Source organism: Bacillus sp. FSL P4-0248, assembly GCF_038593305.1.
GTDB lineage: Bacteria > Bacillota > Bacilli > Bacillales > Bacillaceae > Bacillus > Bacillus safensis.
Genome location: NZ_CP151983.1, coordinates 2744403 through 2770604, shown reverse-complemented (window position 1 = coordinate 2770604; position 26202 = coordinate 2744403). Strand labels below are relative to the sequence as shown.

Below are 26202 nucleotides of genomic sequence, written 5' to 3'. Positions count from 1 at the left end.
GTGATGAACGTGGCACTTTCACCAGAGGAAGAAATCGAGGAAACAGAAGAAGATGAAGAGGTCGAAACCTCGACGACGTATCGAATAGATTTTGAAACTGGCAGGCTGACAGGCGAAACCATTTCAGGCATCGAGGCAATTCGGCAATTCGTTTATATGACACTTAGGACAGAGCGGTATGCACATCCTATCTACAGCCACGATATTGGTACTGAAATTCAGGAGCTGTTGACGGATACAGAAGCCACGGATGAATACAAAGAAATGGAGATACCAAGGCTGCTAGAGGAAGCGCTGCTTGTTGACGAACGGATTGATCATATTGAAGAGTTAGAGGTCACAAAGCAAAATGACTCATTTCATGTCAAACTAGCGATTGTCACAGATGAGGGCACATTAGAAATAGAGGAGGTGATGGAGGGCGATGTTTGAGGAACAAACGTACGAAGCATTAATGGAAAGAATGCTGGATAGACTGCCAGATGATATAGATAAAAGAGAAAACAGCGTGATTTGGAATGCCTTGGCACCTGCTGCCGCTGAATTGGCCCAGTCCTATATTTGGCTTGATCAAGTGTTTGAGCTGGTCTTTGCAGATACAGCACAAGGAGAGTTTCTAGATCGGCGGGCTGCTGAAGTAGGAATTGAAAGAAAACCAGCCACTAAAGCAGTTTGGTCAGCGGCCATTCAGCCAGAAAATATCAACATTCCAGCTGGTTCACGTTTTTTTATTGAAGACGTTTATTTCCAGTATTCGAAGGATGGCACGCTAGAATGCGAGACACCTGGTAAAGCCGGCAATGTTCAGTTAACAGATCAGCCGCTGCTGTCACTTGATACAATTCCAGGACTTGAATCGATTAAGATGAAAGAACTGGTGATACCAGGTCAAGAGGAGGAAGATGACGCTTCTTTATATGATCGATATTTAATACGTGCGAGGCGGGAGGCTGTCAGTGCCAACAGGGCGCATTATAAAAAATGGGCTGAAGAAGTGCCCGGTGTTGGCAGAGCGAAAGTGTTCCCGCTTTGGAACGGAGAAGGGACGGTCAAAATTGTCATCACAGATGGCAATCTAGATGTTGCATCAGACCTTCTTGTCAAAAGAGTACAGGAATATATCGACCCAGTGCCAGGTGAAGGAGAAGGACAAGCGCCTATAGGCTCAAAAGCAACCGTTGAAAGCGCCAAATGGCTGGATATCGACATAGAAGTGGCTGTCGAACTTCAAATGGACTGGACCCTTGAAGGAGCTCAGAAAGAAATAGAAGAAAAGGTCAAGACGCTGTTAAAATCAATCGCATTTGAAAAGAGTACCATTCGAATGTCTGCCTTAAATGATATTCTGTACCATTCAGAAAGTGTGTCAGATTATGCAGATGTGTTATTGAATGGGGAGTCGAAAAACTTAGTATTACAGGACATTGAGATTCCGCGTCTTAGGCAGGTGAAGGTTATTGAGCAAACAGGATGAAATGAAAAACTACTTGCCGCCATATTTTACAAAGATTTATGAAGTGGATCACCTGCTCAAGACAGAGGCACCGGAATTTGAGCAATTGGACGAATCCATTTTCGACTTAACGGATCAGTTCTTTCCTTTAACTGCGACATGGGGATTAAACAGATGGGAAAGAATGCTGAAGGTGCAGCGGGAATCAGATGATTCAATTGAACTGCGAAGGGCACGCTTACTCAATATGATGTCAAATATTCCGCCAATCACGTATCTTTCATTAGAGAAATCAGTCAATCGCTTTCTCAAGAATCCAAGTGCTGTCATCCGTCTCACAACCAATCGGTATCATTTCGCCTTACGTGTGAACTTAGATGATCTGCAAAACACGAGATATATTGTAGAAATACTTGAAACGTTAAAACCTGCACACTTGGCTTATACGTTCACAGCTTTTCATCATACCGACGTACATGAAAAAAATGATCATCACGGGAGGCTCACACTGCGCAGCAGAGTGGGTTTTTTCGATCATATCCCGATTTTACTCAATGGTGAATTTGTCTTAAATGGTACGTTTTATCTCAGCGGAACGCGAGGTGCAACGGATGTGCCTGCTCGTTTTCGGCATTCATTAAACATGAGGATGCCTCTTCAACATCAGTCAGAAACAGCATATCGCATGAACTATGTCATGACTGGAGCGGTACTTGAAACGAAGCAAGGAGCGGCATTGACATTACGCGCAAAAAATCAGCTCCAGCATCAAACAAAGAAGAAGATGACGTTCCGTCTGCCAGTACATGTCCAAACTGAGCAGGATGGAAGCTTACTGATCAAGGATCATTACTGGATTCTCGATGGATCTGTTCCGCTGGACGGATCAAAAATGCTAGCAGCAACTTCTAAAAAAATAGATTTATAAGGAGGATCACAATGGCTGATCAATTAACCGTAACAACACTGTATGCACGTCAACAAATGGCAAAGGCAAGAGCCGAAGGAACAAAACTCACAAAAGTCGTCAAAATGGCTTTTGGAAATGGGGGAACGAAGGATGGAAAACCGATCTCACTAGACGGCACTGAACAAAAACTCAAAAAAGAACTAGTCCAAAAAAATATTGATTCGTTTACCTTCATGGAACCAGCAAAAATCCGCTACACCTGCACGATCGCCGAAGGAGAACTGGCAGGAGAAGTGATCAACGAACTAGCACTTGTCGACGAAGACGGCAAATTCACCGCCATCCGCACCATGACAGACAAACAAAAAGATGGGGACATCGAATTTGTTTTTGAGATTGATGATATTTATTAATGGAGGGGGAAGAAGTGGACATAGTCCTTTGACTCATCAAACAAGCAATTGAACTAGGTGATTTTTCAATGGAAGATCTAAATTTAGGGTCCGAGCAAAGGATGCTCACTTTAGAGTAGTTGCAAGAGATTGAATCAAATTTCAAGGCAAGGGAGTGAAAGCCGAATGGAAATAAAAGAACCAAAAGCTTTTGAAGTGAATGATAAAGCGCATGCAGATCTGTTTAATGACATGGTCAAAGTACTACTTGAAAATGATACTGGACTATTAGAGCATCTCTTAAAACATACAAATGATGGGGGAGTACACGCATCTGAAACAGAAAAGAAAAAATGGAATGATTCCCAGAGCTATAAGATCACGGCTGATAGTGGAAGACAGCTTATCAATGTGTCAGCTGGTGGAAGCATATTTGATGCGATAAAAGGGAAAGGAACGTGTACTTTTTACGCAGCTTCTGGAGTAGAAGATTCCCCAGCAAATATTTCATTGAGAGGATTACAGACAGTAGGTCAAGATAACATTGGTACTGGCTTTGCTGTAGATATTGCTGGTAATTCTTATAGTTTTTACTATAATGCTGCAGATACCGCTATTAACTGGACAAAGCTCCCTTCAAATGCTGAAAGAAATAAATGGAACGATGGACAATTATCTAAGATCACCTCAGATAATGGAGGGGTGATTCTATCTGTTTCTGATGGTGAAGATTTACTTGAAAAGGTTGTTTCTTTAGGCCCCAAGCATGGTACATTTTATGCCACAGGTAAAGCATTAAACAGCCCAACAACAAGATCGTGTCGTGGTATGTATCATTTTACTTCTCAAGATAGTAATGGAAAAGGTACATTTGGATGGGTCATAGCAATAGATTATAACAATTACATGTATACAAACTATCTTGATTTAAATTTGGGGTGGCAAGGCTGGAAACGTGTTTTAACAAAGGAGGATATGGATAATACTTCTTTTGTTGATACGTATGATCTCGATAATTCTTCTGTATCAGCCGTTGAAAACGTTCCAACAAAACTGAATTTTGGTGATACAAGATCAGACGATCTAGGAGAGTATAATCGTTCGCGCGCTGAAATTACACTGAAAAACAATGGTCTGTATTTAATTAGGCTTTATCTTAATAGCAATAACATTCCTGTTGGATCAGATAGTATTTTGTCATGTTATGTGAATGGTACAGAATTTCAACGATTAGGTAACTGGAATCCTGTGGTCTCATCAAGTGTATGTGTATTATACCTTCAACAAAAGTTTAAAGCAGGAGACAAATTAACATTTTATATTACACCCAAAAACACTGGGAGAACCATTACGGTAAATAGAGCTTATGTTACCTTGTCACAGCTAAGATAGGATTATTTGAAAAAGAAAGTGTGTGAGCAAATCGGAGGTAGCTCTCGTTCAAAACTTAATGACACAAGGCCCATTTACCGTTCACTCATACTGGATTCTGTTTTATGTGCTTAATATAACAAATGAACGGGAACATAAGTTCAATGCATAACATCGCCTAAATAATAATGGTTTTTTGAAAGGAGAAAAAGATCATAAAAACACCTCAACCTTTTAGGACGAGCGATAAGGCTCATGCAGATATCTTTAACAATCTAGTGAAGATTTTGATTGAAAATGACCAGGAACTATTAGAACAATTCAATCTTCATACGGGAGATACAAATCCTCACGTCTCAGGTTCAGAAAAGAAGAAATGGAATGAATCTCAGCTATATAAACTGACAAATGATAACGGCTCCCATTTGGTCAGTATTCCTCCAGGTGGCAGTATCTATGAGGAAATTAAAGCGCTAGGTGCTTGCTCATTCTATGCCCCAGGAGGTTCTGGAGTAGTTGATTCTCCTGCTATTGGGAACGCTGCATTAAGAGGCTTCCAGCTTGTAGGACAAAACAATATTGGTGTAGGAATCTCAATTGACACATTAGGCAATGCATTTTGTTTTTCCTATTATGTAAAAGACATTGGAATCAACTGGGTGCAAATGCCGACTCAAAATGAAAAAAACAAATGGGATGCAGGACAATTGTCTAAAATCACTGCTGATGATGGAAAAGCTTTTGAAAGAATTAATGCAGATGATCCTAGCATTTTAGATAAGCTGTTAAAATTGCCGGGAGTTCACTCATGGTACATCCATGAAGCACATCCAGATCTTCCGACAAGAAGTTCCATGAGGGCTTTGTCTGTTTTTAGTGAAAATACCTACGGCTGGGTCATCGGTGCAAACAATACAGGAGATGTCTATATTAACCGTTCAACAACTGATGTAACAGGCACCCAACAAGAGTGGAGCGGTTGGAAGCGTCTCAATGACCATCACCTATTAAACTCAAAGGGATTAAGACTTTCAATGCCAATAGGTACTGATATTTTAACGCTGCCATCCGGATTTTACTTTGCTGTTGGATCTAATGTTTTAAATATGCCTGTCGATAATGATTCTTCTTGGTTTAATATCGATATCTTAGAAACTGTAAATGGTAGAAAGACCATTCATGTCATCAGAAGTTTCGACAACACTCATTGGTTCGGGACTGTTCATACTGATGGAGTCTTTAAAGGGTGGAAAAAATTAGTCACTGATGCTGATTTTGAAAATGTTAAGTGGCTAAATGTTACCTTAGGCAGCGGTTCTTCTATTGGAGATAGACCAGTTGAATATACTAGATGGGGAAATTTATTATTGTTGAGAGGTCACCTAAAAGCAAATAGAGAAGTTATCTGTGGAAGTATTCCAAGTGCGGGCTTACCAGATAAAGGTCTTGTGGTGTCAGTTCCCGTATCAGGTACAACGGGTCATAGTAAATTACTTATATATAAGACAGGAGAGCTAAAGCTAACTGGTTTACTGGCAGCGAATGAAAGTGCAGTAACTGGCTACTATTTAGACACAGTCGTCCCATTAAATTAAGGAAGTGATAGTATGATACAAGTTTATGAGTACAATCATCAAAATGAATTGGTCAGACCTATAGTAGTGTTTGAGAGGGATGATGAAGGAAATTATATCATTCCAGATCAATGCACAACAATTGCTCCACCCAATAATCCTTCTTTTTATAAAGCAGCTTTTGATGTGGAAAAACAGCAATGGTATGAATCTGCGACACAGGAGTATATAGATAGCCTAAAACCAGCCCCTCACCAGCCAAATGATATAGAACTTTTAAAGAAACAAAATGCTTTATTATCAAAACAATTAACGCAGCTATTTGCTATCTTTAAAGGAGCTGAATCAGAATGATGTTTCCAACTGTAGCAGATATCAAACAATTTTGGGACTGGCAGTGTTACGGCCCAGAGGACATTGCATTTTATGTAAGCATCGGCTGGATCTCGGCAGACGACTATCAAGACATAACAGGAGACAAATACGAAGCCTAATGGCTTTATTTTTTTGCCGGAAAGAAGGTGATTCCAATGGAAGTAGATGTCGTTCAAAACTTAATGACACAAGGCCCATTTGCCGTTCTCTTTTGCTGGATTCTGTTCTATGTTCTCAACACAACAAAAGAACGAGAAAACAAGCTCAATGCACAAATCGAGGCGCAAAATGATGTGTTAGCAAAGTTTAGTGAAAAGTATGACGTCGTGATCGACAAACTCGACAAAATTGAACGAAATTTAAAATAGGAGGAAAGATCATGAAAACATTCGACAAAGGCACTGTGATTCGCACAGTGCTTCTTTTTATTGCTCTGATCAATCAAACGCTTGTCATGTTTGGACAGACGGTGCTGCCGATTAGTGAGGAGCAAGTACAAACCGCAGGTGAGGCACTATATGTGGCAGGTTCTACAATTTTCACTATGGTCACAGCGGTAACAGCTTGGTTTAAAAACAATTATGTGACCTACAAAGGCAAATTACAAAAAGATGCTCTGAAACAAAGAGGGCTAACAAAATAATACTTGAAGGAGAAACGACATGGTAAAAATCATTCAAGCATTGATTCCAAAACAACATCGCAACAGACCAGGAAACACGATGAAGCCGCTCTATATTACAGTGCATAATACGTCTAACAGTGCAAAAGGCGCTAATGCGGCCAGTCATGCAGCGTTTGTTGCACGTTCAAGTACCGGGGTCAGCTGGCATTACACCGTTGATGATCAGGTGATTTATCAGCATTTACCGTTAAACGAAAACGGCTGGCACGCAGGGGATGGCAGAGGCACCGGCAATATGAAATCAATTGGTATTGAAATTTGTGAAAATGCAGACGGCAGCTTTGAACAAGCAGTCGAAAATGCCCAATGGCTCATTCGAAAGCTGATGGGAGATTTCGGAATTCCCTTATCAAATGTAGTGCCTCATAAACATTGGAGCGGGAAAGAGTGTCCAAGGAAACTTCTCGGACGGTGGGATCAGTTTAAAGCTGGAATAGCCACAGCGCATACCGGCAGCAAAAGCACAAGAAAACCAGTTCAGACAGAAAGCTTGAGCCACAAAGCACCCGTTCCCAAACAGAAATCGTCAAACCTGCCATCTGGCATTTTAAAAGTCACCAAGCCCTTAACAAAAGGCCCTCAAGTCACAGCCGTGCAAAAAGCCTTATCTACCCTCTATTTTTACCCAGACAAAGGGGCAAAAAACAACGGGATTGACGGCTATTATGGACCGAAAACGGCGAACGCGGTCAAGCGGTTCCAGCTCATGAACGGCTTAGCTGCAGACGGGATTTACGGACCGAAGACGAAGAACAAAATCGAACAATTACAGAAGAAATGATGATCTATAAAAAAAGCTATCAGCAAGTGAGGAAATGCTTCCTTGCTGATAGCTAACAAAAAATGACATCATTTGTGATATAATTGGCCAAATCCCTATCATGAGAGGAGAGAAAAATGAAAAAAGAACTGCTCCAGATCATTATGCTGTCAGTGCTGCTCATCTATTTCATTTATCACGAAATGACGAGCGACTTCCCTGTGTCCTATACAATCATTCTCATCCTAACTTATCTTTCTGTGATCACATACCGCATCATAAAGTTATTAAGAAAAAACAAAGAACAAACAGAACTGTAAGAGATATGTACATAAAAAAACCATCCTTGATTTTACAAGAATGGTTTTTCGTATGGAGCATAGCGGGATCGAACCGCTGACCTCTACGCTGCCAGCGTAGCGCTCTCCCAGCTGAGCTAATGCCCCGAGGTATGACGACATAATTTATTATAATCAATCCTCCTCTGAAATTCAAGCTGTAAAACGTAAACACATCGTCTATTTTTCCTTCTGCTCAATCGGAATATAGTCAAAAATTTCGCCAGAATGAACAGAATGCGCTAATCGTCTCAGCCAGTCATAATAGGCCTTTGAGCTTTCAAGCTGCTCAATGAGCTGCTGCGCTTCTTCTCTTACATGTTCCTCCAGCTGATCATCACGCGACACCTCTTGAAGCCGCTCTTGCGCTTCTTCAATTGCCGCTAAATTGACCTCGACCTCACGTTCCCATTTTTGCGGAAAGAAGTTCGTGAAAAACTTAAAAAAGTCTTTTTCCGCAACAAAGCTGTGTTTTCTTCGGCCACGGTGAAACGTCTTTTTGACAATATTCATGTCTTGCAACTTTTTCACACCCGTGCTCATACTCGGCTTACTCATTTGCAGCTCTTCACGCATTTCATCCAGTGTCATTTCCTCATTTAAATACATCGTTCCATATAGAATACCTGCACTTCGTGTAATGCCATAGAGATCCATCGTTTCAGCTATGGAATCAATGACTAGATCTTTAGCAGCTAAAATACGATCTTCTGCTTGCGGCTTTTCCTGCTTTTTCATTTTGTCCCTGCTTTCTATTAAGAAAATTCAATCCGTTCAAAAAAATCTTTATGGACTATATGTTAACGAAAGAATACAAAATGTCAAAATAAATGAAGCATATCTCCCTTTGACAGAAAAATTTGAACATGATAAGTTAATTATGTTCAAAACGTTAAATTTTTATTTAACAAACTTACCAAAGAGAATCAGAGGAGGTTCCTTCTATGAGTCAAACACTATTTATAGACGGACAATGGGTTGGCGCTAAAAGTAGCGACACACGGGATATCATCAATCCGTTCAATCAAGAAGTGATCGCGACAGTCAGCGAAGGATCTAGAAATGACGCGCAGCTAGCCATTAAAGCAGCGAGAAAAGCCTTCGATCAAGGGGACTGGGCAAACCTGCCTGGACTTGAAAGAGGAAATATTGTGTTTAAGATAGCTGAATTGATTAGACGTGATCTTGATGAACTAGCCAAATTGGAATCGCTTGATACAGGCAAAACATTAGAGGAAAGCAAAGCAGATATGGACGATATTGCGAACGTGTTCCAATATTACGCAGGTCTGGCTGATAAAGATGGCGGGGAAATCATAGCATCGCCAATTCCAAACTCGAAAAGTGAATTAGTCAGAGAGCCTGTCGGTGTATGCGGACAAATCACTCCTTGGAACTATCCATTGCTTCAAGCAAGCTGGAAAATCGCTCCTGCACTTGCGGCGGGAAATACAATCGTTTTAAAGCCAAGTGAAATCACACCACTCACCACAATAAAAGTATTTAAACTCATGGAAGAAGCGGGCGTTCCAGCAGGCGTTGCAAACCTAGTGCTTGGACCTGGAGCAACGGTTGGAGATGAGCTTGCTGTGAATGATCAAGTAGATCTGATTTCATTTACAGGCGGTATTGAAACAGGGAAGAAAATTATGCAGGGAGCCAGCGTGAATGTGAAAAAAATAGCCCTTGAGCTCGGCGGAAAGAATCCGAATATTGTGTTTCAAGATGCTGATTTAGACGTAGCGGTTGACCAGGCGATGAATGCTGTGTTTTTCCATGCAGGGCAAGTGTGTTCAGCAGGTTCACGTTTGCTGGTGGAAGAATCTATTCATGATGAATTTTTAGAAGAACTGGTGAAGCGTACGAAAAAAATCAAGCTAGGCAACGGCTTTGATGAAGACACCCAGAGCGGGCCGCTCATCTCAGCTGAGCATCGAGAAAAAGTAGAAAAATACGTCAGCATCGGTTTAGAAGAAGGCGCTAAGTTAGAGACAGGCGGAAAAAGACCTGACGCAGAGGAGCTGCAAAATGGGTTCTTCTACTTGCCGACCATTTTCTCAGGCTGCACGTCAGATATGCGGATTGTACAGGAAGAAGTCTTTGGACCTGTCCTGACAGTCGAATCCTTCCGTACAGAGGAAGAAGTCATCAAGCTGGCAAATGATACGATTTATGGATTAGCAGGAGCTGTGTGGTCTTCTGATATCAGCAAGGCCGAAAGAGTGGCTCGACAATTAAGATTGGGCACGGTTTGGATCAATGACTTCCATCCTTATTTCGCTCAAGCACCTTGGGGTGGCTACAAGCAATCAGGCATTGGGCGCGAATTAGGACGCACGGGACTTGAAGAATATACCGAACTGAAGCATTTATATCGAAATACAAAACCTGAAGCGGTTCATTGGTTTAAATAAAAATTAAGCATTTGGAGGAGATTCTTTATGACACTAAATATGAAAATTGAAAGCATGCAGAAATTCCACACATTTGAAATTCCAACTGTTATCAAACATGGCATTGGTGCAGTGAAACATGTTGGGGAAGAAGTAAAAGCATACGGCGTTTCAAAGGTATTGCTTGTAACAGACCCTGGTATTTATCAAGCCGGCGTGGTGGACCCAGTAATTGCTTCATTAAAAGAAGCACAAATCGATGTCGTTCTATTTGATAAAGTAGAGCCAAATCCGCCAGTCCGTCTAGTGAACGAAGGATCTGCTTTATATGAAAAAGAGGGCTGTAATGGATTAGTCGCAGTAGGCGGCGGCAGTTCAATGGATACAGCAAAGGCAATCGGAGTAGAGGCGACTCATGAAGGCTCAGTCCTTGATTACGAAGCGGCAGAGGGAAAAAAACCGCTAGAAAACAGAATCCCTCCTTTAACCACTATTCCGACAACAGCTGGTACAGGTTCAGAGGTAACGCAGTGGGCGGTCATTACTGATGAAGAAAGAGAATTCAAATTCAATACTGGTGGACCTCTCATTGCAGCTCATCTAACAGTCATTGATCCAGAGCTTCATGTGTCCATGCCGCCTCATGTGACAGCAATGACTGGAATTGACGCGCTTGCTCACGCGATTGAATGCTATACGATGAAATTTGCTCAGCCGATTACAGATGCGGTAGCGCTCATGGCAATGGAATATGCAGCTCATTATATTCGCCGTGCCTTTGCTGATGGCGAGGACTTAGAAGCAAGATATGGAATGGCACAAGCTGCGATGCTTGCCGGGCTTTCTTATGGAAGTGAATCAGCTGGAGCTGCACATGCGATGAGTCAAACACTCGGAGGTATTATTCCTGTCGCTCACGGTCAGTGTGTTGCAGCGATGATGGGACCAGTGATGGAGTATAACTGGAAAGGGTATCCGGAAAAATTCGCTCGAATTGCGCAAGCGTTTGGGATTGATACAAGCAGAATGACAACAGAGGAAGCAGCCAAAGCAGCTGTGAACTGGATGTATGATTTAGTAGAGGATTTAGAAGTTCCTTCATTAGAAGAACAAGGTGTATCAAAAGATATGATTGATCGTTTATCTAAAGAAGCAATGAAAGATCCGCAAACAGTTGGAAACCCAAGAGATTTAAACGAAAAAGCGTACAAATGGATTTATGCTCGCTGCTTTGAGTTAACACCTAAAACGGTGTAACAATGAAAAAAGGCTCCCAAAAGGGAGTCTTTTTTATGCCTATAGTTGTTCTTTAATTTCTTTGATTTGATGAATATGGCGTTTTTCGTGTGCGCCGATAAAATCAAGGTATTGCTTAAGGGATAGCTCTTTAAACACAGGATGTGCAATGACGCGTTTGAAATCTTCCTCAGTAAATGTGGATAAAATTTGATTGAGCTGCTCACGTGCAGTATCGAGCTCATCCTTTAAATGTGTAGGTGTTACATGCTTGCGTTCAGGCTCAACAATACTAGGCGCAGTGGCTTTTTTCGAACGGTCCTCTGCCATTTCTACCGGCTTTGGTTCATATTCTTTAATCGGTGCTTTTTTACCCTCAGCAGCTAGATGTTTTGCTGCAACTAGGTCCATTTTCTTTAAATGATCTGCTACCTCTTGAATACTCCAAGTATCATCAGATAATTTTTGGTTCAATTGTTCTTCGCTCAAACCTTGCAGCTCGTGCCACAATTCTTGTCTCGCTTCATGTAATATACTCATTTTCTCATCACCTCAAGATCAAATTTTAACATAATGGTACATGACAATCATTCTTGAGCTATCCGAAAATCCCTTTGAAGAATTGTGATGAAATATGAAACCTTTACAAAAGTGGTTCGTATTACCTGTTAGAAGGAATACATTGGAGGTGGGTGTGGTCTAAATGAAACAAAAGATGTTCATTTCATGAAGAAAGGATGAGGAAGATGGATGTGTTCGGGCTGCCTCTTCAGACGCTGTATTTATACATATTAATGATATCAGGAATCCTGACACTTGTTTTCGTCTTTTTCGGCGATGTATTTGATGGATTATTTGAAGCGATCCCTGTTCCATTCCTTCAACCAACATTGATCCTCGCATTTCTTACCTTTTTCTCAGCTGGAGGGTTTATCTCTGAAAAAACAGCAATTGTAGGAAGTGGACTTGGCGCAGTATTATCTGCCATCCTCGCAGTGATCCTTGTGACCTGTTTGAATGTATTTGTATTAGTCCCGCTTTCCTCTGCTGAAGAATCTCTCTCTTATACGGAAGCCGATTTAAAAGGAAGAACTGGGGAGATCATTGTATCTGTTCCAAAAGACGGATTTGGAGAAGTGCTGTTAATCAGTAATAGCGGGAAAATCTCAAAGCCAGCTGTCAGTTTCGACCAAGAGGAGATTCCATATGGAACCCGTGTGCTAGTTGTCGAAGTGAACAAAGGCGTCTTATCTGTTATACCAAATGAAGAAATCTAGGAGGGAATGCTATGCCAGGAACAACTATTTTAGTGATCATTGGAATTGTGCTTGTGATTCTTATTGCACTTATTGGTGTATTTGTTTCTAAATACCGGACAGCAGGTCCAGATGAAGCATTAATCGTTACAGGAAGTTACCTAGGAAGTAAAAATGTCCACGTGGATGAAGGTGGAAACAAGATTAAGATTGTAAGAGGCGGCGGTACCTTTGTACTTCCAGTCTTTCAACAAGCAGAGCCGCTCAGCTTACTATCTAGCAAGCTAGATGTTTCAACACCTGAAGTCTATACTGAACAAGGTGTACCAGTCATGGCGGATGGAACGGCCATCATAAAAATTGGCGGATCGATTGAAGAAATCGCGACTGCTGCAGAGCAATTTTTAGGGAAAACAAAAGAAGACCGCGAAAACGAAGCGAGAGAAGTATTAGAAGGTCACCTTCGTTCCATCTTAGGATCAATGACAGTTGAAGAGATTTATAAAAACAGAGAGAAATTTTCTCAAGAAGTACAACGTGTCGCTTCTCAAGATTTAGCGAAAATGGGTCTTGTCATTGTATCGTTTACGATTAAAGATGTTCGTGATAAAAATGGCTATTTAGAATCTCTAGGTAAACCAAGAATTGCCCAAGTAAAACGCGATGCAGATATTGCAACAGCTGAAGCAGATAAAGAAACACGTATCAAACGTGCCGAAGCAGATAAAGATGCGAAGAAATCTGAGCTTGAGCGTGCTACTGAAATCGCTGAAGCAGAAAAGATCAATGAGCTGAAAAGAGCAGAATTTAGACGTGAACAGGATACGGCGAAAGCAAGTGCTGACCAAGCGTACGATCTAGAAACAGCTCGTAACCGTCAGCACGTAACTGAACAAGAAATGCAAGTCAAAATCATTGAGCGTCAGAAACAAATTGAATTAGAAGAAAAAGAGATTCAGCGTCGTGAACGTCAATACGATTCTGAAGTGAAAAAGAAAGCAGATGCGGACCGTTATGCTGTTGAGCAGTCGGCTGCGGCGGAAAAAGCGAAACGCCTTGCTGAAGCAGATGCGAAGAAATACAGCATTGAAGCAATGGCCAAAGCAGAAGCTGAGAAAGTTCGTATTGACGGACTTGCCAAAGCGGAAGCGGATCGTGCAAAAGGGGAAACAGAAGCGGAAGTCATTAGACTAAAAGGACTTGCAGAAGCGGAAGCGAAAGAGAAAATCGCTGAAGCATTCGAACAGTATGGTCAGGCAGCGATCCTTGATATGATTGTGAAAATGCTACCTGAATATGCGAAGCAAGTATCTGCACCACTTTCTAACATTGATAAAATTACTGTTGTGGATACGGGCGGTAACGGGGAAGGCAGCGGTGCCAATAAAGTTACAGGCTATGCCACAAACCTCATGTCCAGTCTGCAAGAAAGTCTGAAAGCATCCTCTGGAATAGATGTGAAAGAAATAATTGAGAACTTTTCCGGCAAAGGAAATGTGAAGCAAAGCATTCAAGAGCTGACAAACGAAATCAAACAGCCAAGAAAAAAAGAGATCGCTGATACTCAAATAGAAGAATAAAATCAATAGACACCTTCCAGCAGAAGGTGTCTATTTTTTATAGAAGAAGTTTTAACCATTGAAATACAGACCATTGAATTCTACGTAATAGGAATTTATGATAATGAAGATAGGGTGTAAAAAACTAAAAGGAATGGTGCGGATGAAGGTGAGACATGCTGTACATCAAGATATTCCTAAAATCGCCGAAATACATGTGAAGAGCTGGCAAACGACTTATCAAGGCATTATTAATCAGGATTATTTGGATGGTTTAAATATAAAAGATCGGAAAGAGAGCTGGAGAAAAAGATCGCTTGAAGGCACGTTTGTCGCAGAAGATGCGGATGGCGTATTTGGTTTTGCTTCTTTCGGAAAACAACGTGACGAACGTTATTCTACATATGATGGAGAGCTGTATGCCATCTATTTATTACAACAGAGACAGAAATCAGGTGCGGGTATTGCTTTAATTGCTAAAGGTGTCGATTATTTAATAGAAAAAGGATATCAGAGGTTGATGCTATGGGTGTTTGAACAAAATTCGGCAAAACAATTTTATCAAAAACTTCAACCTAGTTTTGTCGTTACCAGCCAGTTCGAGCTGGCTGGCGAGAACCATAATGAAATAGGGTATGGATGGGAGCTGTCTATATTGAATAACCATGTACAGAGGATTAAATCGTCAGCTTCCAGTAATAATGAGAGAAAAAAGTGAAGAGCACAGCAAGCAGCATGTAAGAAATAAACGGTGAAGCTTCTACTTTTCCTTTCACGCCTGCTATTTTTAAAGCTTCATAGAAACCTGCCAAAAAATAAGCAAGACTGAGAATATAGCAGCACAGCATAATGGAGTAAGGGCTCATTGTCGTACCTCCAGCATGAAATCTTCTATTATTAATAGATTCCATAGAGCAGCAAATTATGCATAAAAAAATAACCAGCTGAAATCAGCCGGTTATTTTTGATGAGGAAAAACCAAACGAGATGCACTTGGGATGAGTATACAAAGAACGATACTGCAAATAATAAATGAAGGAACCATATATGTGCTGTTATAAATTAAAGAGTAGACCCATCCTGGTGTTCCTTTCGGTGCATATTGAGAGAAGAAAACGACGCCAGAAATAAAGAACGTCAGCAGTCTGAATAAACTAGCAACAAAAACAGCTAAGGTAATATAGAAGAATTGCTGTTTTCGCTTTTGATCCTGAATGGCTTTTTTGATCAGTCCAGAAAACAGGCCGCTTAAAGAAATGACAACAGATGCAACGAAGTAATCGAGGAATCCTTGAACAGGTGTAGCGATGATCGGGCTATTCATCAGCTGAAGACCTGCGATTAACACACCGATGATAAATCCGGTAGATATTCCCCATCTAATAGACATGAGAATAACGGGAATCATAATCAGCGCAAGAGAACCGCCATTGGGCATTCTTAAAAAGAGACCTGATAAGTAATCTAATACAAGAGCAAGTGAAGTCATAATCGCGATTTCCATCAGTCGTACCAATTGATTTGATTGCTGCATAAAAAAATCTCCTTTTTCATGAATTGAGCAAGGAGAGACCGTGTAAGGATGAGTATGTTATTCATAGAAAAACATATCGATTTGAATACACCGTATGTATTCAAGTGATTCCACATTCCTACTTCAGTATTAACTGACAGGTTCAAAGGGTCAGAACAACGAATGTTCACTCTCAGCACAAAGCTCCCCCTGCGGTTATTTAGTTTCAATCTATTATAAATATACTAAAGACCTGCAGGATCAACAATAGACAATTCCCGAGATAAGCAGCATTTGTATCAATATATAGGAAGAGATAAGGAAAAATAAATTATTTAGAAAAAATACTTGTTTCTTCTTTCAAAAGGTGTTATATTTGTATTCGCCGCTGAAACAGCGCGGTTGATAAATAACATTAAGAAAAAAGTTGTTGACTTTATCTTGATAGAATGTTATATTAATAAAGTCGCCTCTGAGAGACGACGAAGATGATCTTTGAAAACTAAACAAGACAAAACGTACCTGTTAATTCGAGTTTTTAAAAAAATCCTATGATACTTCATAGGTAGTCAGTCAAACTGGCGAGGCAGGAAGTGATCACATGCTAAGTTCGCTACATCGTGTAGCAACGCATGTGTGATATGCATCCTGCATACCTCGGAGAGTTTGATCCTGGCTCAGGACGAACGCTGGCGGCGTGCCTAATACATGCAAGTCGAGCGGACAGAAGGGAGCTTGCTCCCGGATGTTAGCGGCGGACGGGTGAGTAACACGTGGGTAACCTGCCTGTAAGACTGGGATAACTCCGGGAAACCGGAGCTAATACCGGATAGTTCCTTGAACCGCATGGTTCAAGGATGAAAGACGGTTTCGGCTGTCACTTACAGATGGACCCGCGGCGCATTAGCTAGTTGGTGGGGTAATGGCTCACCAAGGCGACGATGCGTAGCCGACCTGAGAGGGTGATCGGCCACACTGGGACTGAGACACGGCCCAGACTCCTACGGGAGGCAGCAGTAGGGAATCTTCCGCAATGGACGAAAGTCTGACGGAGCAACGCCGCGTGAGTGATGAAGGTTTTCGGATCGTAAAGCTCTGTTGTTAGGGAAGAACAAGTGCGAGAGTAACTGCTCGCACCTTGACGGTACCTAACCAGAAAGCCACGGCTAACTACGTGCCAGCAGCCGCGGTAATACGTAGGTGGCAAGCGTTGTCCGGAATTATTGGGCGTAAAGGGCTCGCAGGCGGTTTCTTAAGTCTGATGTGAAAGCCCCCGGCTCAACCGGGGAGGGTCATTGGAAACTGGGAAACTTGAGTGCAGAAGAGGAGAGTGGAATTCCACGTGTAGCGGTGAAATGCGTAGAGATGTGGAGGAACACCAGTGGCGAAGGCGACTCTCTGGTCTGTAACTGACGCTGAGGAGCGAAAGCGTGGGGAGCGAACAGGATTAGATACCCTGGTAGTCCACGCCGTAAACGATGAGTGCTAAGTGTTAGGGGGTTTCCGCCCCTTAGTGCTGCAGCTAACGCATTAAGCACTCCGCCTGGGGAGTACGGTCGCAAGACTGAAACTCAAAGGAATTGACGGGGGCCCGCACAAGCGGTGGAGCATGTGGTTTAATTCGAAGCAACGCGAAGAACCTTACCAGGTCTTGACATCCTCTGACAACCCTAGAGATAGGGCTTTCCCTTCGGGGACAGAGTGACAGGTGGTGCATGGTTGTCGTCAGCTCGTGTCGTGAGATGTTGGGTTAAGTCCCGCAACGAGCGCAACCCTTGATCTTAGTTGCCAGCATTCAGTTGGGCACTCTAAGGTGACTGCCGGTGACAAACCGGAGGAAGGTGGGGATGACGTCAAATCATCATGCCCCTTATGACCTGGGCTACACACGTGCTACAATGGACAGAACAAAGGGCTGCAAGACCGCAAGGTTTAGCCAATCCCATAAATCTGTTCTCAGTTCGGATCGCAGTCTGCAACTCGACTGCGTGAAGCTGGAATCGCTAGTAATCGCGGATCAGCATGCCGCGGTGAATACGTTCCCGGGCCTTGTACACACCGCCCGTCACACCACGAGAGTTTGCAACACCCGAAGTCGGTGAGGTAACCTTTATGGAGCCAGCCGCCGAAGGTGGGGCAGATGATTGGGGTGAAGTCGTAACAAGGTAGCCGTATCGGAAGGTGCGGCTGGATCACCTCCTTTCTAAGGATATATGGAGCAGCGTACGTTTTCGTCTTGTTTAGTTTTGAAGGATCATTCCTTCAAAACATGTCTCTAGCGAGACAGGATTGTTCTTTGAAAACTAGATAACAATAAGTAATACATTCACATTGAATGCAATGCAAAGTTCATCACACATAGTGATTCTTTCTAAAGTAAGAAATGGTTAAGTTAGAAAGGGCGCACGGTGGATGCCTTGGCACTAGGAGCCGATGAAGGACGGGACGAACACCGATATGCTTCGGGGAGCTGTAAGCAAGCTTTGATCCGGAGATTTCCGAATGGGGAAACCCACTGCTCGTAATGGAGTAGTATCCATACTTGAATACATAGAGTATGAGAAGGCATACCCGGGGAACTGAAACATCTAAGTACCCGGAGGAAGAGAAAGCAAATGCGATTCCCTGAGTAGCGGCGAGCGAAACGGGAACAGCCCAAACCAAGAGGCTTGCCTCTTGGGGTTGTAGGACACTCTATACGGAGTTACAAAGGAATGATATAAGCGAAGAGGTCTGGAAAGGCCCGCCAAAGAAGGTAACAGCCCTGTAACTGAAATGTCGTTCTCTCCAGAGTGGATCCTGAGTACGGCGGAACACGTGAAATTCCGTCGGAATCCGGGAGGACCATCTCCCAAGGCTAAATACTCCCTAGTGACCGATAGTGAACCAGTACCGTGAGGGAAAGGTGAAAAGCACCCCGGAAGGGGAGTGAAATAGATCCTGAAACCGTGTGCCTACAAGTAGTCAGAGCCCGTTAACGGGTGATGGCGTGCCTTTTGTAGAATGAACCGGCGAGTTACGATCCCGTGCAAGGTTAAGCAGAAGATGCGGAGCCGCAGCGAAAGCGAGTCTGAATAGGGCGCATGAGTACGTGGTCGTAGACCCGAAACCAGGTGATCTACCCATGTCCAGGGTGAAGTTCAGGTAACACTGAATGGAGGCCCGAACCCACGCACGTTGAAAAGTGCGGGGATGAGGTGTGGGTAGGGGTGAAATGCCAATCGAACCTGGAGATAGCTGGTTCTCTCCGAAATAGCTTTAGGGCTAGCCTCAAGGTAAGAGTCTCGGAGGTAGAGCACTGATTGGACTAGGGGCCCCTACCGGGTTACCGAATTCAGTCAAACTCCGAATGCCGATGACTTATCCTTGGGAGTCAGACTGCGAGTGATAAGATCCGTAGTCGAAAGGGAAACAGCCCAGACCGCCAGCTAAGGTCCCAAAGTATACGTTAAGTGGAAAAGGATGTGGAGTTGCTTAGACAACCAGGATGTTGGCTTAGAAGCAGCCACCATTTAAAGAGTGCGTAATAGCTCACTGGTCGAGTGACTCTGCGCCGAAAATGTACCGGGGCTAAACGTATCACCGAAGCTGCGGACTGTTCTTACGAACAGTGGTAGGAGAGCGTTCTAAGGGCTGTGAAGCCAGACCGGAAGGACTGGTGGAGCGCTTAGAAGTGAGAATGCCGGTATGAGTAGCGAAAGACGGGTGAGAATCCCGTCCACCGAATGCCTAAGGTTTCCTGAGGAAGGCTCGTCCGCTCAGGGTTAGTCGGGACCTAAGCCGAGGCCGAAAGGCGTAGGCGATGGACAACAGGTTGATATTCCTGTACCACCTCCTCACCATTTGAGCAATGGGGGGACGCAGGAGGATAGGGTAAGCGCGGTATTGGATATCCGCGTCCAAGCAGTTAGGCTGGGAAATAGGCAAATCCGTTTCCCGTAAAGGCTGAGCTGTGATGGCGAGCGAAATTTAGTAGCGAAGTTCCTGATTCCACACTGCCAAGAAAAGCCTCTAGCGAGGTGAGAGGTGCCCGTACCGCAAACCGACACAGGTAGGCGAGGAGAGAATCCTAAGGTGATCGAGAGAACTCTCGTTAAGGAACTCGGCAAAATGACCCCGTAACTTCGGGAGAAGGGGTGCTTCTTAGGGTGTTAAAGCCCCGAGAAGCCGCAGTGAATAGGCCCAGGCGACTGTTTAGCAAAAACACAGGTCTCTGCGAAGCCGTAAGGCGAAGTATAGGGGCTGACGCCTGCCCGGTGCTGGAAGGTTAAGAGGAGCGCTTAGCGTAAGCGAAGGTGCGAATTGAAGCCCCAGTAAACGGCGGCCGTAACTATAACGGTCCTAAGGTAGCGAAATTCCTTGTCGGGTAAGTTCCGACCCGCACGAAAGGCGCAACGATCTGGGCACTGTCTCAACGAGAGACTCGGTGAAATTATAGTACCTGTGAAGATGCAGGTTACCCGCGACAGGACGGAAAGACCCCGTGGAGCTTTACTGCAGCCTGATATTGAATGTTGGTACAGCTTGTACAGGATAGGTAGGAGCCTTGGAAACCGGAGCGCTAGCTTCGGTGGAGGCATCGGTGGGATACTACCCTGGCTGTATTGACCTTCTAACCCGCTGCCCTTATCGGGCAGGGAGACAGTGTCAGGTGGGCAGTTTGACTGGGGCGGTCGCCTCCTAAAATGTAACGGAGGCGCCCAAAGGTTCCCTCAGAATGGTTGGAAATCATTCGCAGAGTGTAAAGGCACAAGGGAGCTTGACTGCGAGACCTACAAGTCGAGCAGGGACGAAAGTCGGGCTTAGTGATCCGGTGGTTCCGCATGGAAGGGCCATCGCTCAACGGATAAAAGCTACCCCGGGGATAACAGGCTTATCTCCCCCAAGAGTCCACATCGACGGGGAGGTTTGGCACCTCGATGTCGGCTCATCGCATCCTGGGGCTGTAGTCGGTCCCAAGGGTTGGGCTGTTCGCCCATTAAAGCGGTACGCGAGCTGGGTTCAGAACGTCGTGAGACAGTTCGGTCCCTATCCGTCGCGGGCGCAGGAAATTTGAGAGGAGCTGTCCTTAGTACGAGAGGACCGGGATGGACGCACCGCTGGTGTACCAGTTGTTCTGCCAAGGGCATCGCTGGGTAGCTATGTGCGGACGGGATAAGTGCTGAAAGCATCTAAGCATGAAGCCCCCCTCAAGATGAGATTTCCCATTCCGCAAGGAAGTAAGATCCCTGAAAGATGATCAGGTTGATAGGTCTGAGGTGGAAGCGTGGTGACACGTGGAGCTGACAGATACTAATAGATCGAGGACTTAACCTATATTCTAATGTGAAGCATGAACATTGTTATCTAGTTTTGAGAGAACATTCTCTCCATCAGGTTTGGTGGCGATAGCGAAGAGGTCACACCCGTTCCCATACCGAACACGGAAGTTAAGCTCTTCAGCGCCGATGGTAGTTGGGGGTTTCCCCCTGTGAGAGTAGGACGCCGCCAAGCTTCTATTAGGATCAGTTCCAGTCGGAACTGGTCTTTTTTGTGCAAGTTGAGGGTACATACATTCACTTGTTTGATAAAAGATCGTGGCTTCATTTTATGTCCACAAGCAGCGTGTGAAATACTTGGATATAAAGAGAAAAAGAGTCTATCGCATAAACCATTATCTATAAAAAAACAATAGAGAGACAGAGTATCAGCTTATATAGAGAAATTAAAAATGTATAAGCCTCTATGATTTTTTATAAATGCTTACGGCTAAAGAGATACATATATCATTAAAGTATAAAAATGAGGGACTGCTAATATTTCTGAAGGAATCGAACGTTTTAAAAGAGAATATAGAAGAGAGAAGTTCAGCTGCAGAACGTGGAACAGCAGCTGTTTGAATAGGAGAAATGACGATCATTTGTTAAAAGAAATACGCAATGAAAATTGAAATAAAATTTTTTTAATATAGCCTTTACAAATGATTAAAACCTGTATATAATAATCTTTGTCGGATCGAGAGATTCCTACATAGTGGAGGATTAGCTCAGCTGGGAGAGCATCTGCCTTACAAGCAGAGGGTCGGCGGTTCGAGCCCGTCATCCTCCACCATATTTATTCTTACATAATGTTAGGATAGATAAAGCCGGTGTAGCTCAACTGGTAGAGCAACTGACTTGTAATCAGTAGGTTGGGGGTTCAAGTCCTCTTGCCGGCACCACTTTCATATGGTAAGATAGACAAGTCGCTTTTAAAGCGAGCCATTAGCTCAGTTGGTAGAGCATCTGACTTTTAATCAGAGGGTCGAAGGTTCGAGTCCTTCATGGCTCACCATGTTTCATGCGGGTGTGGCGGAATTGGCAGACGCGCTAGACTTAGGATCTAGTGTCTTTATGACGTGGGGGTTCAAGTCCCTTCACCCGCATTGCCAAATAAAATAAAGAAATCCTGTAATGCGGAAGTAGTTCAGTGGTAGAACACCACCTTGCCAAGGTGGGGGTCGCGGGTTCGAATCCCGTCTTCCGCTTATACCATCCACGCCGGGGTGGTGGAATTGGCAGACACACAGGACTTAAAATCCTGCGGTAGGTGACTACCGTGCCGGTTCAAGTCCGGCCCTCGGCATTATAAATAAGCGCCCGTAGCTCAATTGGATAGAGCGTTTGACTACGGATCAAAAGGTTAGGGGTTCGACTCCTCTCGGGCGCGCCATTAAGATCGGGAAGTAGCTCAGCTTGGTAGAGCACTTGGTTTGGGACCAAGGGGTCGCAGGTTCGAATCCTGTCTTCCCGACCATCTTTTATGGGGCCTTAGCTCAGCTGGGAGAGCGCCTGCCTTGCACGCAGGAGGTCAGCGGTTCGATCCCGCTAGGCTCCACTTTTTAAAAGATTATTTTGATCATGGCGGTGTAGCTCAGCTGGCTAGAGCGTACGGTTCATACCCGTGAGGTCGGGGGTTCGATCCCCTCCGCCGCTATAAAGGACCTTTAGCTCAGTTGGTTAGAGCAGACGGCTCATAACCGTCCGGTCGTAGGTTCGAGTCCTACAAGGTCCACCATCTATACGGAGGAATACCCAAGTCCGGCTGAAGGGATCGGTCTTGAAAACCGACAGGGGTGTCAAAGCCCGCGGGGGTTCGAATCCCTCTTCCTCCGCCATATTTTTTAAAACCCATATCATCGCGGGGTGGAGCAGTTCGGTAGCTCGTCGGGCTCATAACCCGAAGGTCGCAGGTTCAAATCCTGCCCCCGCAACCAAAATGGTCCGGTAGTTCAGTTGGTTAGAATGCCTGCCTGTCACGCAGGAGGTCGCGGGTTCGAGTCCCGTCCGGACCGCCATTTTTCAAAAGAATACTTGGCTCGGTAGCTCAGTTGGTAGAGCAACGGACTGAAAATCCGTGTGTCGGCGGTTCGATTCCGTCCCGAGCCACTTTTATCAAAATATTCATAGTATGGCGGTTGTGGCGAAGTGGTTAACGCACCAGATTGTGGCTCTGGCACTCGTGGGTTCGATTCCCATCAATCGCCCCATACATATTTTTGCGGGTGTAGTTTAGTGGTAAAACCTCAGCCTTCCAAGCTGATGTCGTGGGTTCGATTCCCATCACCCGCTCCATTTGTATATCTGTTCATGGGCCTGTAGCTCAGCTGGTTAGAGCGCACGCCTGATAAGCGTGAGGTCGGTGGTTCGAGTCCACTCAGGCCCACCATGATCTTCCGCAGTAGCTCAGTGGTAGAGCTATCGGCTGTTAACCGATCGGTCGTAGGTTCGAATCCTACCTGCGGAGCCAAATGGAGAAGTACTCAAGTGGCTGAAGAGGCGCCCCTGCTAAGGGTGTAGGTCGCGTAAGCGGCGCGAGGGTTCAAATCCCTCCTTCTCCGCCATTGATCTGGCCCGTTGGTCAAGCGGTTAAGACACCGCCCTTTCACGGCGGTAACACGGGTTCGAATCCCGTACGGGTCATTTTTAAAAGAGATCTTGTCAAAGATCTCTTTTTTATTTTCTCCAAACGAAAGACCGCATCATGGCGGTCTTTTTTTACATATTCATGGAATAGATCGTATAAGACAAGTATGTGGCAAAGAAGCCCCATAAGACATAAGGAATCAGTAAAATTGGAACGACTTTGCTTAGTTTACGTGAGACGATGACAAGTGCAAGTGCTGTCAGTGCGACGAGCAGGCAGTCGATTGTAGCTGCAAACAAATCCTTTTGTGTAAATTGAAAAAAGCTAAAGGCTTGATTGAATACATAATTTAAAAGAAAAAGAATCCAAAATGGTAATGTAATTTTTTGAAATCCATACTTTCCATAAATGATCGCTGCGGACAATGAGATGAGTGCAAATAAGACAGCCCACACAGCAGCAATGACACCGCCACCAGGCGTCCATTCTGGTTTATTCAATGCGTCATACCATTCTCTGTCGATGGGGAACAAGAATCCGGCAATAGAGAATAGTGCGTATGTAATAAAGAAGACGACAATCGCCCAAATGATACTTTTTCTAGCCATCAAGAATCTCCTCCAATCAAATTCACTCTTAAAATGATTTCCCAATAATTACATGATATAAACATAAAGCCCCCAATATGAGGGGACTAATGATTTTCTTCTGTATAAGGTTCTTCCTCGTACGGTTTCAAGTCACCAAATACCGTCATGACACCTTCTTCGTCTAATGCTTCTTCATAGGCCTCGTGTGCTTTGTTCGGATACACCTTGCTGGCTTTTCCTTCAATATCAGCAGCTGCGAATCCTTCGTAGTCCTCCACATAATCTTCATCTTCTGATTGTGTATACACATCATCGTATGTTAGAGGAGGGAATTCCATATCAGAGGGGGTCTCAGAGTTTCCGTAGCGTTCTACGTCTTGGTAGGCATCCTCTCCATCGTACGCAGCACTTTCTTCATTTTCAAATTGTCCCGCGGGAGGACTTAATAAATCCTCTTCAATCGGACGGTTTTGTGAAACGGTCTGTTCTTTTGAATGCTCTGTGCATGTGACGGCAGTAGGCAGGGCTTCTAAGCGTTCCTTTGGAATAGGGGCTTTACAGACCTTGCACAGACCATAAGAGCCGTCTGCAATGGCTTGGAGTGCTTCATTGATGTCTAACATATGTTCATGTTCCAAGCTGTTTAAAGCAATATCTTTCCCCCGCTCGAACAGCTCTGTCCCTTGATCACCCGGGTGGTTATCATAGGCAGACAATTCACCGATCGAATCGTAAGGAAAGGATACTTTCTGTTCATCGTCATGGCTTTTGGCTTCAAGTTCTTTCTTTTCATCAAGAAGGCGCTGCTTCAAATGATGTAATTCGTCTTTAGACAACAAAGCGATCATCCTTTCATATCAAACATATTGTTAGTATGAGCAATTTTGTATGTAAGACTAGTTCCAATTTGAAGCAATTCCTTATTAAAAAAACGCCTGCGGCTGCAGGCGTTCTTTGTTACGCGATATAGTATTGTATGATTAAAGCGATCGTCAGCAGAAAACCAAAAAATGTATTGGTTTGAGCTGTAGATTTCATGGCATTCATTAATTCAATCGGTTTTTCTTTTTGCTTAAACTCTTTAATGGCTGTATAGGCTTTTGGCACACTCAGTAAAACAAGAAGACTCCAAAGACCGACGATATCTGTGAAGATATAAACAAAAATGAGTACATATGATACCAAAAACATGGAAAGTAAAATGTTCACTGCAGCTTTGCGTCCAGCAAGAATGGCAAGTGTTCTTCGTCCATTTTCCTTATCCCCGTCTAAATCACGGATATTGTTCGATAGTAAGATGGCACCAACTAAAATAGAAATTGGTAGTGAGATGAGAACCGCTTTAGACGTCAGTGTGCCTGTTTGGATATAGAAACTAATCAGGATGATTCCTAATCCCATAAAAGCACCTGAAACAAGTTCTCCAAACGGTGTATATGCAATTGGTACAGGGCCGCCAGTATAGAAATAGCCTGCTGCCATACAAATAAGTCCTATTAGTGCAATCCACCAGCTAGACATCATGCAAATATATACCCCAAGTAATAAAGAAAGCGCAAATAGTGCATAAGCGAGGCTGAGGACTGTCTTTGGCTTCACACCGTTTCTTACAATGGCTCCGCCGATGCCGACAGATTTCTCGTTGTCAAGCCCGCGAACATAATCAAAGTACTCATTAAACATGTTTGTTGCGATTTGGATAAACATAGATGCAAACAGCATGGCTAAAAATAGCCCACCATGTATTTGACCACTTGGAAGTGCTAAAACAGTTCCTAAAGTAACGGGAATAAATGCCGCTGTTAGTGTATGCGGTCGTAGTAAATTCCACCAGATTCGCCAGTTTTTATCAGGCTTTATTGGTGAAAGCTGATCTGATATCGATTGATGCTGCATAAAATATACTCCTTTAA

At 43.8% G+C, this 26202-nt stretch carries 25 protein-coding genes, 22 tRNA genes, 3 rRNA genes and 1 riboswitch; of the genes, 42 read left to right on the top strand and 8 right to left on the bottom strand.

Annotated features, from left to right (window positions below):
• The first annotated feature begins 9 nt into the window (after positions 1-9).
• The 13 genes from NST65_RS14340 to NST65_RS14280 all read left to right on the top strand — a co-directional run bounded on the left by NST65_RS14340 (position 10) and on the right by NST65_RS14280 (position 7840).
• Positions 10-432: a DUF2634 domain-containing protein gene (locus tag NST65_RS14340; protein WP_041115871.1), complete on the top strand. Its 423-nt coding sequence runs from the start codon at positions 10-12 to the stop codon at positions 430-432.
• Entirely contained in the window at positions 425-1474 is a 1050-nt protein-coding gene (locus NST65_RS14335) for a baseplate J/gp47 family protein (RefSeq protein ID WP_024425895.1), read from the top strand. The genes NST65_RS14340 and NST65_RS14335 overlap by 8 nt, the downstream gene beginning before the upstream one ends.
• On the top strand, positions 1458-2381 hold the full coding sequence (locus NST65_RS14330; RefSeq protein ID WP_065215252.1) for a YmfQ family protein: 924 nt from the start codon (positions 1458-1460) through the stop codon (positions 2379-2381). Before NST65_RS14335 ends, NST65_RS14330 begins: the two co-directional genes overlap by 17 nt.
• Before the next feature lie 11 nt (positions 2382-2392).
• Positions 2393-2776, top strand: a complete 384-nt coding sequence (locus NST65_RS14325) for a phage tail protein (protein WP_024423249.1) — start codon at positions 2393-2395, stop codon at positions 2774-2776.
• 165 nt (positions 2777-2941) lie between these two features.
• On the top strand, positions 2942-4147 hold the full coding sequence (locus NST65_RS14320; RefSeq protein ID WP_065215253.1) for a hypothetical protein: 1206 nt from the start codon (positions 2942-2944) through the stop codon (positions 4145-4147).
• Positions 4148-4169: 22 nt separating this feature from the next.
• Positions 4170-4298 (top strand): BhlA/UviB family holin-like peptide, encoded by a 129-nt coding sequence (locus NST65_RS14315; RefSeq protein WP_268481303.1) that lies wholly within the window; start codon positions 4170-4172, stop codon positions 4296-4298.
• Between the two features lie 106 nt (positions 4299-4404).
• A complete protein-coding gene (locus tag NST65_RS14310; RefSeq protein WP_268481301.1) occupies positions 4405-5721 on the top strand; it encodes a hypothetical protein in 1317 nt (438 codons plus the stop codon).
• 12 nt (positions 5722-5733) lie between these two features.
• On the top strand, positions 5734-6054 hold the full coding sequence (locus tag NST65_RS14305; protein ID WP_251232480.1) for a hypothetical protein: 321 nt from the start codon (positions 5734-5736) through the stop codon (positions 6052-6054).
• Positions 6051-6194 carry an XkdX family protein gene (locus NST65_RS14300; protein WP_034624530.1) on the top strand — a complete coding sequence of 48 codons (144 nt, stop codon included), beginning with the start codon at positions 6051-6053 and terminating at the stop codon, positions 6192-6194. The genes NST65_RS14305 and NST65_RS14300 overlap by 4 nt, the downstream gene beginning before the upstream one ends.
• A gap of 36 nt (positions 6195-6230) precedes the next feature.
• Entirely contained in the window at positions 6231-6443 is a 213-nt protein-coding gene (locus NST65_RS14295; RefSeq protein ID WP_211043393.1) for a BhlA/UviB family holin-like peptide, read from the top strand.
• 11 nt (positions 6444-6454) lie between these two features.
• Positions 6455-6718, top strand: a complete 264-nt coding sequence (locus NST65_RS14290) for a phage holin (protein ID WP_046313431.1) — start codon at positions 6455-6457, stop codon at positions 6716-6718.
• A 19-nt stretch (positions 6719-6737) separates the two neighbouring features.
• A complete protein-coding gene (locus NST65_RS14285) occupies positions 6738-7541 on the top strand; it encodes an N-acetylmuramoyl-L-alanine amidase (protein ID WP_046313432.1) in 804 nt (267 codons plus the stop codon).
• Positions 7542-7657: 116 nt separating this feature from the next.
• The gene (locus NST65_RS14280) at positions 7658-7840 is read left to right on the top strand and encodes a hypothetical protein (RefSeq protein WP_034282447.1); all 183 of its coding nucleotides are present in this window, start codon (positions 7658-7660) and stop codon (positions 7838-7840) included.
• Between the two features lie 53 nt (positions 7841-7893).
• Here the strand turns inward: NST65_RS14280 and NST65_RS14275 are convergent.
• Positions 7894-7966 (bottom strand) — tRNA-Ala (locus NST65_RS14275).
• 72 nt (positions 7967-8038) lie between these two features.
• Positions 8039-8596, bottom strand: a complete 558-nt coding sequence (locus NST65_RS14270; protein ID WP_034284303.1) for a GbsR/MarR family transcriptional regulator — start codon at positions 8594-8596, stop codon at positions 8039-8041.
• 206 nt (positions 8597-8802) lie between these two features.
• On the opposite strand from NST65_RS14270, the gene betB reads away from it, so the two are divergent.
• Complete coding sequence (gene betB, locus NST65_RS14265) at positions 8803-10272, top strand: betaine-aldehyde dehydrogenase (protein WP_268481297.1); 1470 nt, start codon at positions 8803-8805, stop codon at positions 10270-10272.
• Positions 10273-10299: 27 nt separating this feature from the next.
• Entirely contained in the window at positions 10300-11508 is a 1209-nt protein-coding gene (locus tag NST65_RS14260) for an iron-containing alcohol dehydrogenase (RefSeq protein ID WP_176967274.1), read from the top strand.
• Between the two features lie 39 nt (positions 11509-11547).
• Here NST65_RS14260 and NST65_RS14255 read toward each other — a convergent pair whose 3' ends face one another.
• The gene (locus tag NST65_RS14255; protein ID WP_024425883.1) at positions 11548-12027 is read right to left on the bottom strand and encodes a DinB family protein; all 480 of its coding nucleotides are present in this window, start codon (positions 12025-12027) and stop codon (positions 11548-11550) included.
• A gap of 206 nt (positions 12028-12233) precedes the next feature.
• Between NST65_RS14255 and NST65_RS14250 the strand changes: the two genes are divergently transcribed.
• From NST65_RS14250 to NST65_RS14240, 3 genes are all read left to right on the top strand, one after another.
• On the top strand, positions 12234-12764 hold the full coding sequence (locus NST65_RS14250) for a hypothetical protein (RefSeq protein ID WP_034284306.1): 531 nt from the start codon (positions 12234-12236) through the stop codon (positions 12762-12764).
• An 11-nt stretch (positions 12765-12775) separates the two neighbouring features.
• Positions 12776-14323 carry a flotillin family protein gene (locus NST65_RS14245; RefSeq protein ID WP_034284308.1) on the top strand — a complete coding sequence of 516 codons (1548 nt, stop codon included), beginning with the start codon at positions 12776-12778 and terminating at the stop codon, positions 14321-14323.
• Positions 14324-14465: 142 nt separating this feature from the next.
• The gene (locus NST65_RS14240; RefSeq protein ID WP_061110356.1) at positions 14466-15020 is read left to right on the top strand and encodes a GNAT family N-acetyltransferase; all 555 of its coding nucleotides are present in this window, start codon (positions 14466-14468) and stop codon (positions 15018-15020) included.
• On the opposite strand, the gene NST65_RS14235 is transcribed toward NST65_RS14240, so the two are convergent.
• Both NST65_RS14235 and thiT read right to left on the bottom strand, forming a co-directional pair.
• Positions 14980-15168: a hypothetical protein gene (locus NST65_RS14235; protein ID WP_024423229.1), complete on the bottom strand. Its 189-nt coding sequence runs from the start codon at positions 15166-15168 to the stop codon at positions 14980-14982. The genes NST65_RS14240 and NST65_RS14235 overlap by 41 nt on opposite strands.
• A 92-nt stretch (positions 15169-15260) precedes the next feature.
• Positions 15261-15836 (bottom strand): energy-coupled thiamine transporter ThiT, encoded by a 576-nt coding sequence (gene thiT / locus NST65_RS14230; protein ID WP_034284310.1) that lies wholly within the window; start codon positions 15834-15836, stop codon positions 15261-15263.
• A gap of 98 nt (positions 15837-15934) precedes the next feature.
• Positions 15935-16036: riboswitch (TPP riboswitch) on the bottom strand.
• 433 nt (positions 16037-16469) lie between these two features.
• On the opposite strand from thiT, the gene NST65_RS14225 reads away from it, so the two are divergent.
• From NST65_RS14225 to NST65_RS14110, 24 genes are all read left to right on the top strand, one after another.
• Positions 16470-18018, top strand: a 16S ribosomal RNA gene (locus NST65_RS14225).
• 182 nt (positions 18019-18200) lie between these two features.
• Positions 18201-21131, top strand: a 23S ribosomal RNA gene (locus NST65_RS14220).
• 61 nt (positions 21132-21192) lie between these two features.
• Positions 21193-21308, top strand: a 5S ribosomal RNA gene (rrf, locus tag NST65_RS14215).
• The 16S, 23S and 5S rRNA genes sit together here, the layout of an rRNA operon.
• 521 nt (positions 21309-21829) lie before the next feature.
• Positions 21830-21905 (top strand) — tRNA-Val (locus NST65_RS14210).
• Positions 21906-21938: 33 nt separating this feature from the next.
• Positions 21939-22014: transfer RNA gene (locus NST65_RS14205), tRNA-Thr, on the top strand.
• Positions 22015-22051: 37 nt separating this feature from the next.
• Positions 22052-22127, top strand: a tRNA-Lys gene (locus tag NST65_RS14200).
• An 8-nt stretch (positions 22128-22135) separates the two neighbouring features.
• A tRNA-Leu gene (locus NST65_RS14195) sits at positions 22136-22218 on the top strand.
• A gap of 30 nt (positions 22219-22248) precedes the next feature.
• Positions 22249-22320 (top strand) — tRNA-Gly (locus NST65_RS14190).
• 12 nt (positions 22321-22332) lie between these two features.
• Positions 22333-22418, top strand: a tRNA-Leu gene (locus NST65_RS14185).
• A 10-nt stretch (positions 22419-22428) separates the two neighbouring features.
• Positions 22429-22505: transfer RNA gene (locus NST65_RS14180), tRNA-Arg, on the top strand.
• A gap of 7 nt (positions 22506-22512) precedes the next feature.
• A tRNA-Pro gene (locus tag NST65_RS14175) sits at positions 22513-22589 on the top strand.
• An 8-nt stretch (positions 22590-22597) separates the two neighbouring features.
• Positions 22598-22670, top strand: a tRNA-Ala gene (locus NST65_RS14170).
• Between the two features lie 25 nt (positions 22671-22695).
• A tRNA-Met gene (locus tag NST65_RS14165) sits at positions 22696-22769 on the top strand.
• Positions 22770-22773: 4 nt separating this feature from the next.
• A tRNA-Ile gene (locus NST65_RS14160) sits at positions 22774-22850 on the top strand.
• 7 nt (positions 22851-22857) lie between these two features.
• Positions 22858-22950 (top strand) — tRNA-Ser (locus NST65_RS14155).
• Positions 22951-22972: 22 nt separating this feature from the next.
• Positions 22973-23049 (top strand) — tRNA-Met (locus NST65_RS14150).
• 4 nt (positions 23050-23053) lie between these two features.
• A tRNA-Asp gene (locus NST65_RS14145) sits at positions 23054-23130 on the top strand.
• An 18-nt stretch (positions 23131-23148) separates the two neighbouring features.
• Positions 23149-23221 (top strand) — tRNA-Phe (locus NST65_RS14140).
• 25 nt (positions 23222-23246) lie between these two features.
• A tRNA-His gene (locus NST65_RS14135) sits at positions 23247-23322 on the top strand.
• Between the two features lie 11 nt (positions 23323-23333).
• A tRNA-Gly gene (locus tag NST65_RS14130) sits at positions 23334-23407 on the top strand.
• Between the two features lie 17 nt (positions 23408-23424).
• Positions 23425-23501, top strand: a tRNA-Ile gene (locus NST65_RS14125).
• A gap of 6 nt (positions 23502-23507) precedes the next feature.
• A tRNA-Asn gene (locus NST65_RS14120) sits at positions 23508-23582 on the top strand.
• Between the two features lie 3 nt (positions 23583-23585).
• A tRNA-Ser gene (locus NST65_RS14115) sits at positions 23586-23676 on the top strand.
• 7 nt (positions 23677-23683) lie between these two features.
• Positions 23684-23755 (top strand) — tRNA-Glu (locus NST65_RS14110).
• Between the two features lie 75 nt (positions 23756-23830).
• Here NST65_RS14110 and NST65_RS14105 read toward each other — a convergent pair.
• The 3 genes from NST65_RS14105 to NST65_RS14095 all read right to left on the bottom strand — a co-directional run bounded on the left by NST65_RS14105 (position 23831) and on the right by NST65_RS14095 (position 26185).
• Positions 23831-24307, bottom strand: a complete 477-nt coding sequence (locus NST65_RS14105) for a tryptophan-rich sensory protein (RefSeq protein WP_061109521.1) — start codon at positions 24305-24307, stop codon at positions 23831-23833.
• 86 nt (positions 24308-24393) lie between these two features.
• On the bottom strand, positions 24394-25128 hold the full coding sequence (locus NST65_RS14100) for a TraR/DksA C4-type zinc finger protein (RefSeq protein WP_041107397.1): 735 nt from the start codon (positions 25126-25128) through the stop codon (positions 24394-24396).
• Between the two features lie 118 nt (positions 25129-25246).
• Complete coding sequence (locus NST65_RS14095) at positions 25247-26185, bottom strand: 1,4-dihydroxy-2-naphthoate polyprenyltransferase (RefSeq protein WP_342489021.1); 939 nt, start codon at positions 26183-26185, stop codon at positions 25247-25249.
• Positions 26186-26202 lie beyond the last annotated feature (17 nt).

Bases quoted from the DNA above. Each gene is read 5' to 3' on its own strand.
- NST65_RS14250 (WP_034284306.1), top strand. From the start codon at position 12,234: ATGGATGTGTTCGGGCTGCCTCTTCAGACGCTGTATTTATACATATTA.
- NST65_RS14280 (WP_034282447.1), top strand. From the start codon at position 7,658: ATGAAAAAAGAACTGCTCCAGATCATTATGCTGTCAGTGCTGCTCATC.
- betB (WP_268481297.1), top strand. From the start codon at position 8,803: ATGAGTCAAACACTATTTATAGACGGACAATGGGTTGGCGCTAAAAGT.
- thiT (WP_034284310.1), bottom strand. From the start codon at position 15,836: ATGCAGCAATCAAATCAATTGGTACGACTGATGGAAATCGCGATTATG.
- NST65_RS14235 (WP_024423229.1), bottom strand. From the start codon at position 15,168: ATGAGCCCTTACTCCATTATGCTGTGCTGCTATATTCTCAGTCTTGCT.
- NST65_RS14295 (WP_211043393.1), top strand. From the start codon at position 6,231: ATGGAAGTAGATGTCGTTCAAAACTTAATGACACAAGGCCCATTTGCC.
- NST65_RS14335 (WP_024425895.1), top strand. From the start codon at position 425: ATGTTTGAGGAACAAACGTACGAAGCATTAATGGAAAGAATGCTGGAT.
- NST65_RS14325 (WP_024423249.1), top strand. From the start codon at position 2,393: ATGGCTGATCAATTAACCGTAACAACACTGTATGCACGTCAACAAATG.
- NST65_RS14285 (WP_046313432.1), top strand. From the start codon at position 6,738: ATGGTAAAAATCATTCAAGCATTGATTCCAAAACAACATCGCAACAGA.
- NST65_RS14105 (WP_061109521.1), bottom strand. From the start codon at position 24,307: ATGGCTAGAAAAAGTATCATTTGGGCGATTGTCGTCTTCTTTATTACA.
- NST65_RS14300 (WP_034624530.1), top strand. From the start codon at position 6,051: ATGATGTTTCCAACTGTAGCAGATATCAAACAATTTTGGGACTGGCAG.
- NST65_RS14260 (WP_176967274.1), top strand. From the start codon at position 10,300: ATGACACTAAATATGAAAATTGAAAGCATGCAGAAATTCCACACATTT.
- NST65_RS14245 (WP_034284308.1), top strand. From the start codon at position 12,776: ATGCCAGGAACAACTATTTTAGTGATCATTGGAATTGTGCTTGTGATT.
- NST65_RS14270 (WP_034284303.1), bottom strand. From the start codon at position 8,596: ATGAAAAAGCAGGAAAAGCCGCAAGCAGAAGATCGTATTTTAGCTGCT.
- NST65_RS14255 (WP_024425883.1), bottom strand. From the start codon at position 12,027: ATGAGTATATTACATGAAGCGAGACAAGAATTGTGGCACGAGCTGCAA.
- NST65_RS14290 (WP_046313431.1), top strand. From the start codon at position 6,455: ATGAAAACATTCGACAAAGGCACTGTGATTCGCACAGTGCTTCTTTTT.
- NST65_RS14305 (WP_251232480.1), top strand. From the start codon at position 5,734: ATGATACAAGTTTATGAGTACAATCATCAAAATGAATTGGTCAGACCT.
- NST65_RS14320 (WP_065215253.1), top strand. From the start codon at position 2,942: ATGGAAATAAAAGAACCAAAAGCTTTTGAAGTGAATGATAAAGCGCAT.
- NST65_RS14240 (WP_061110356.1), top strand. From the start codon at position 14,466: ATGAAGGTGAGACATGCTGTACATCAAGATATTCCTAAAATCGCCGAA.
- NST65_RS14095 (WP_342489021.1), bottom strand. From the start codon at position 26,185: ATGCAGCATCAATCGATATCAGATCAGCTTTCACCAATAAAGCCTGAT.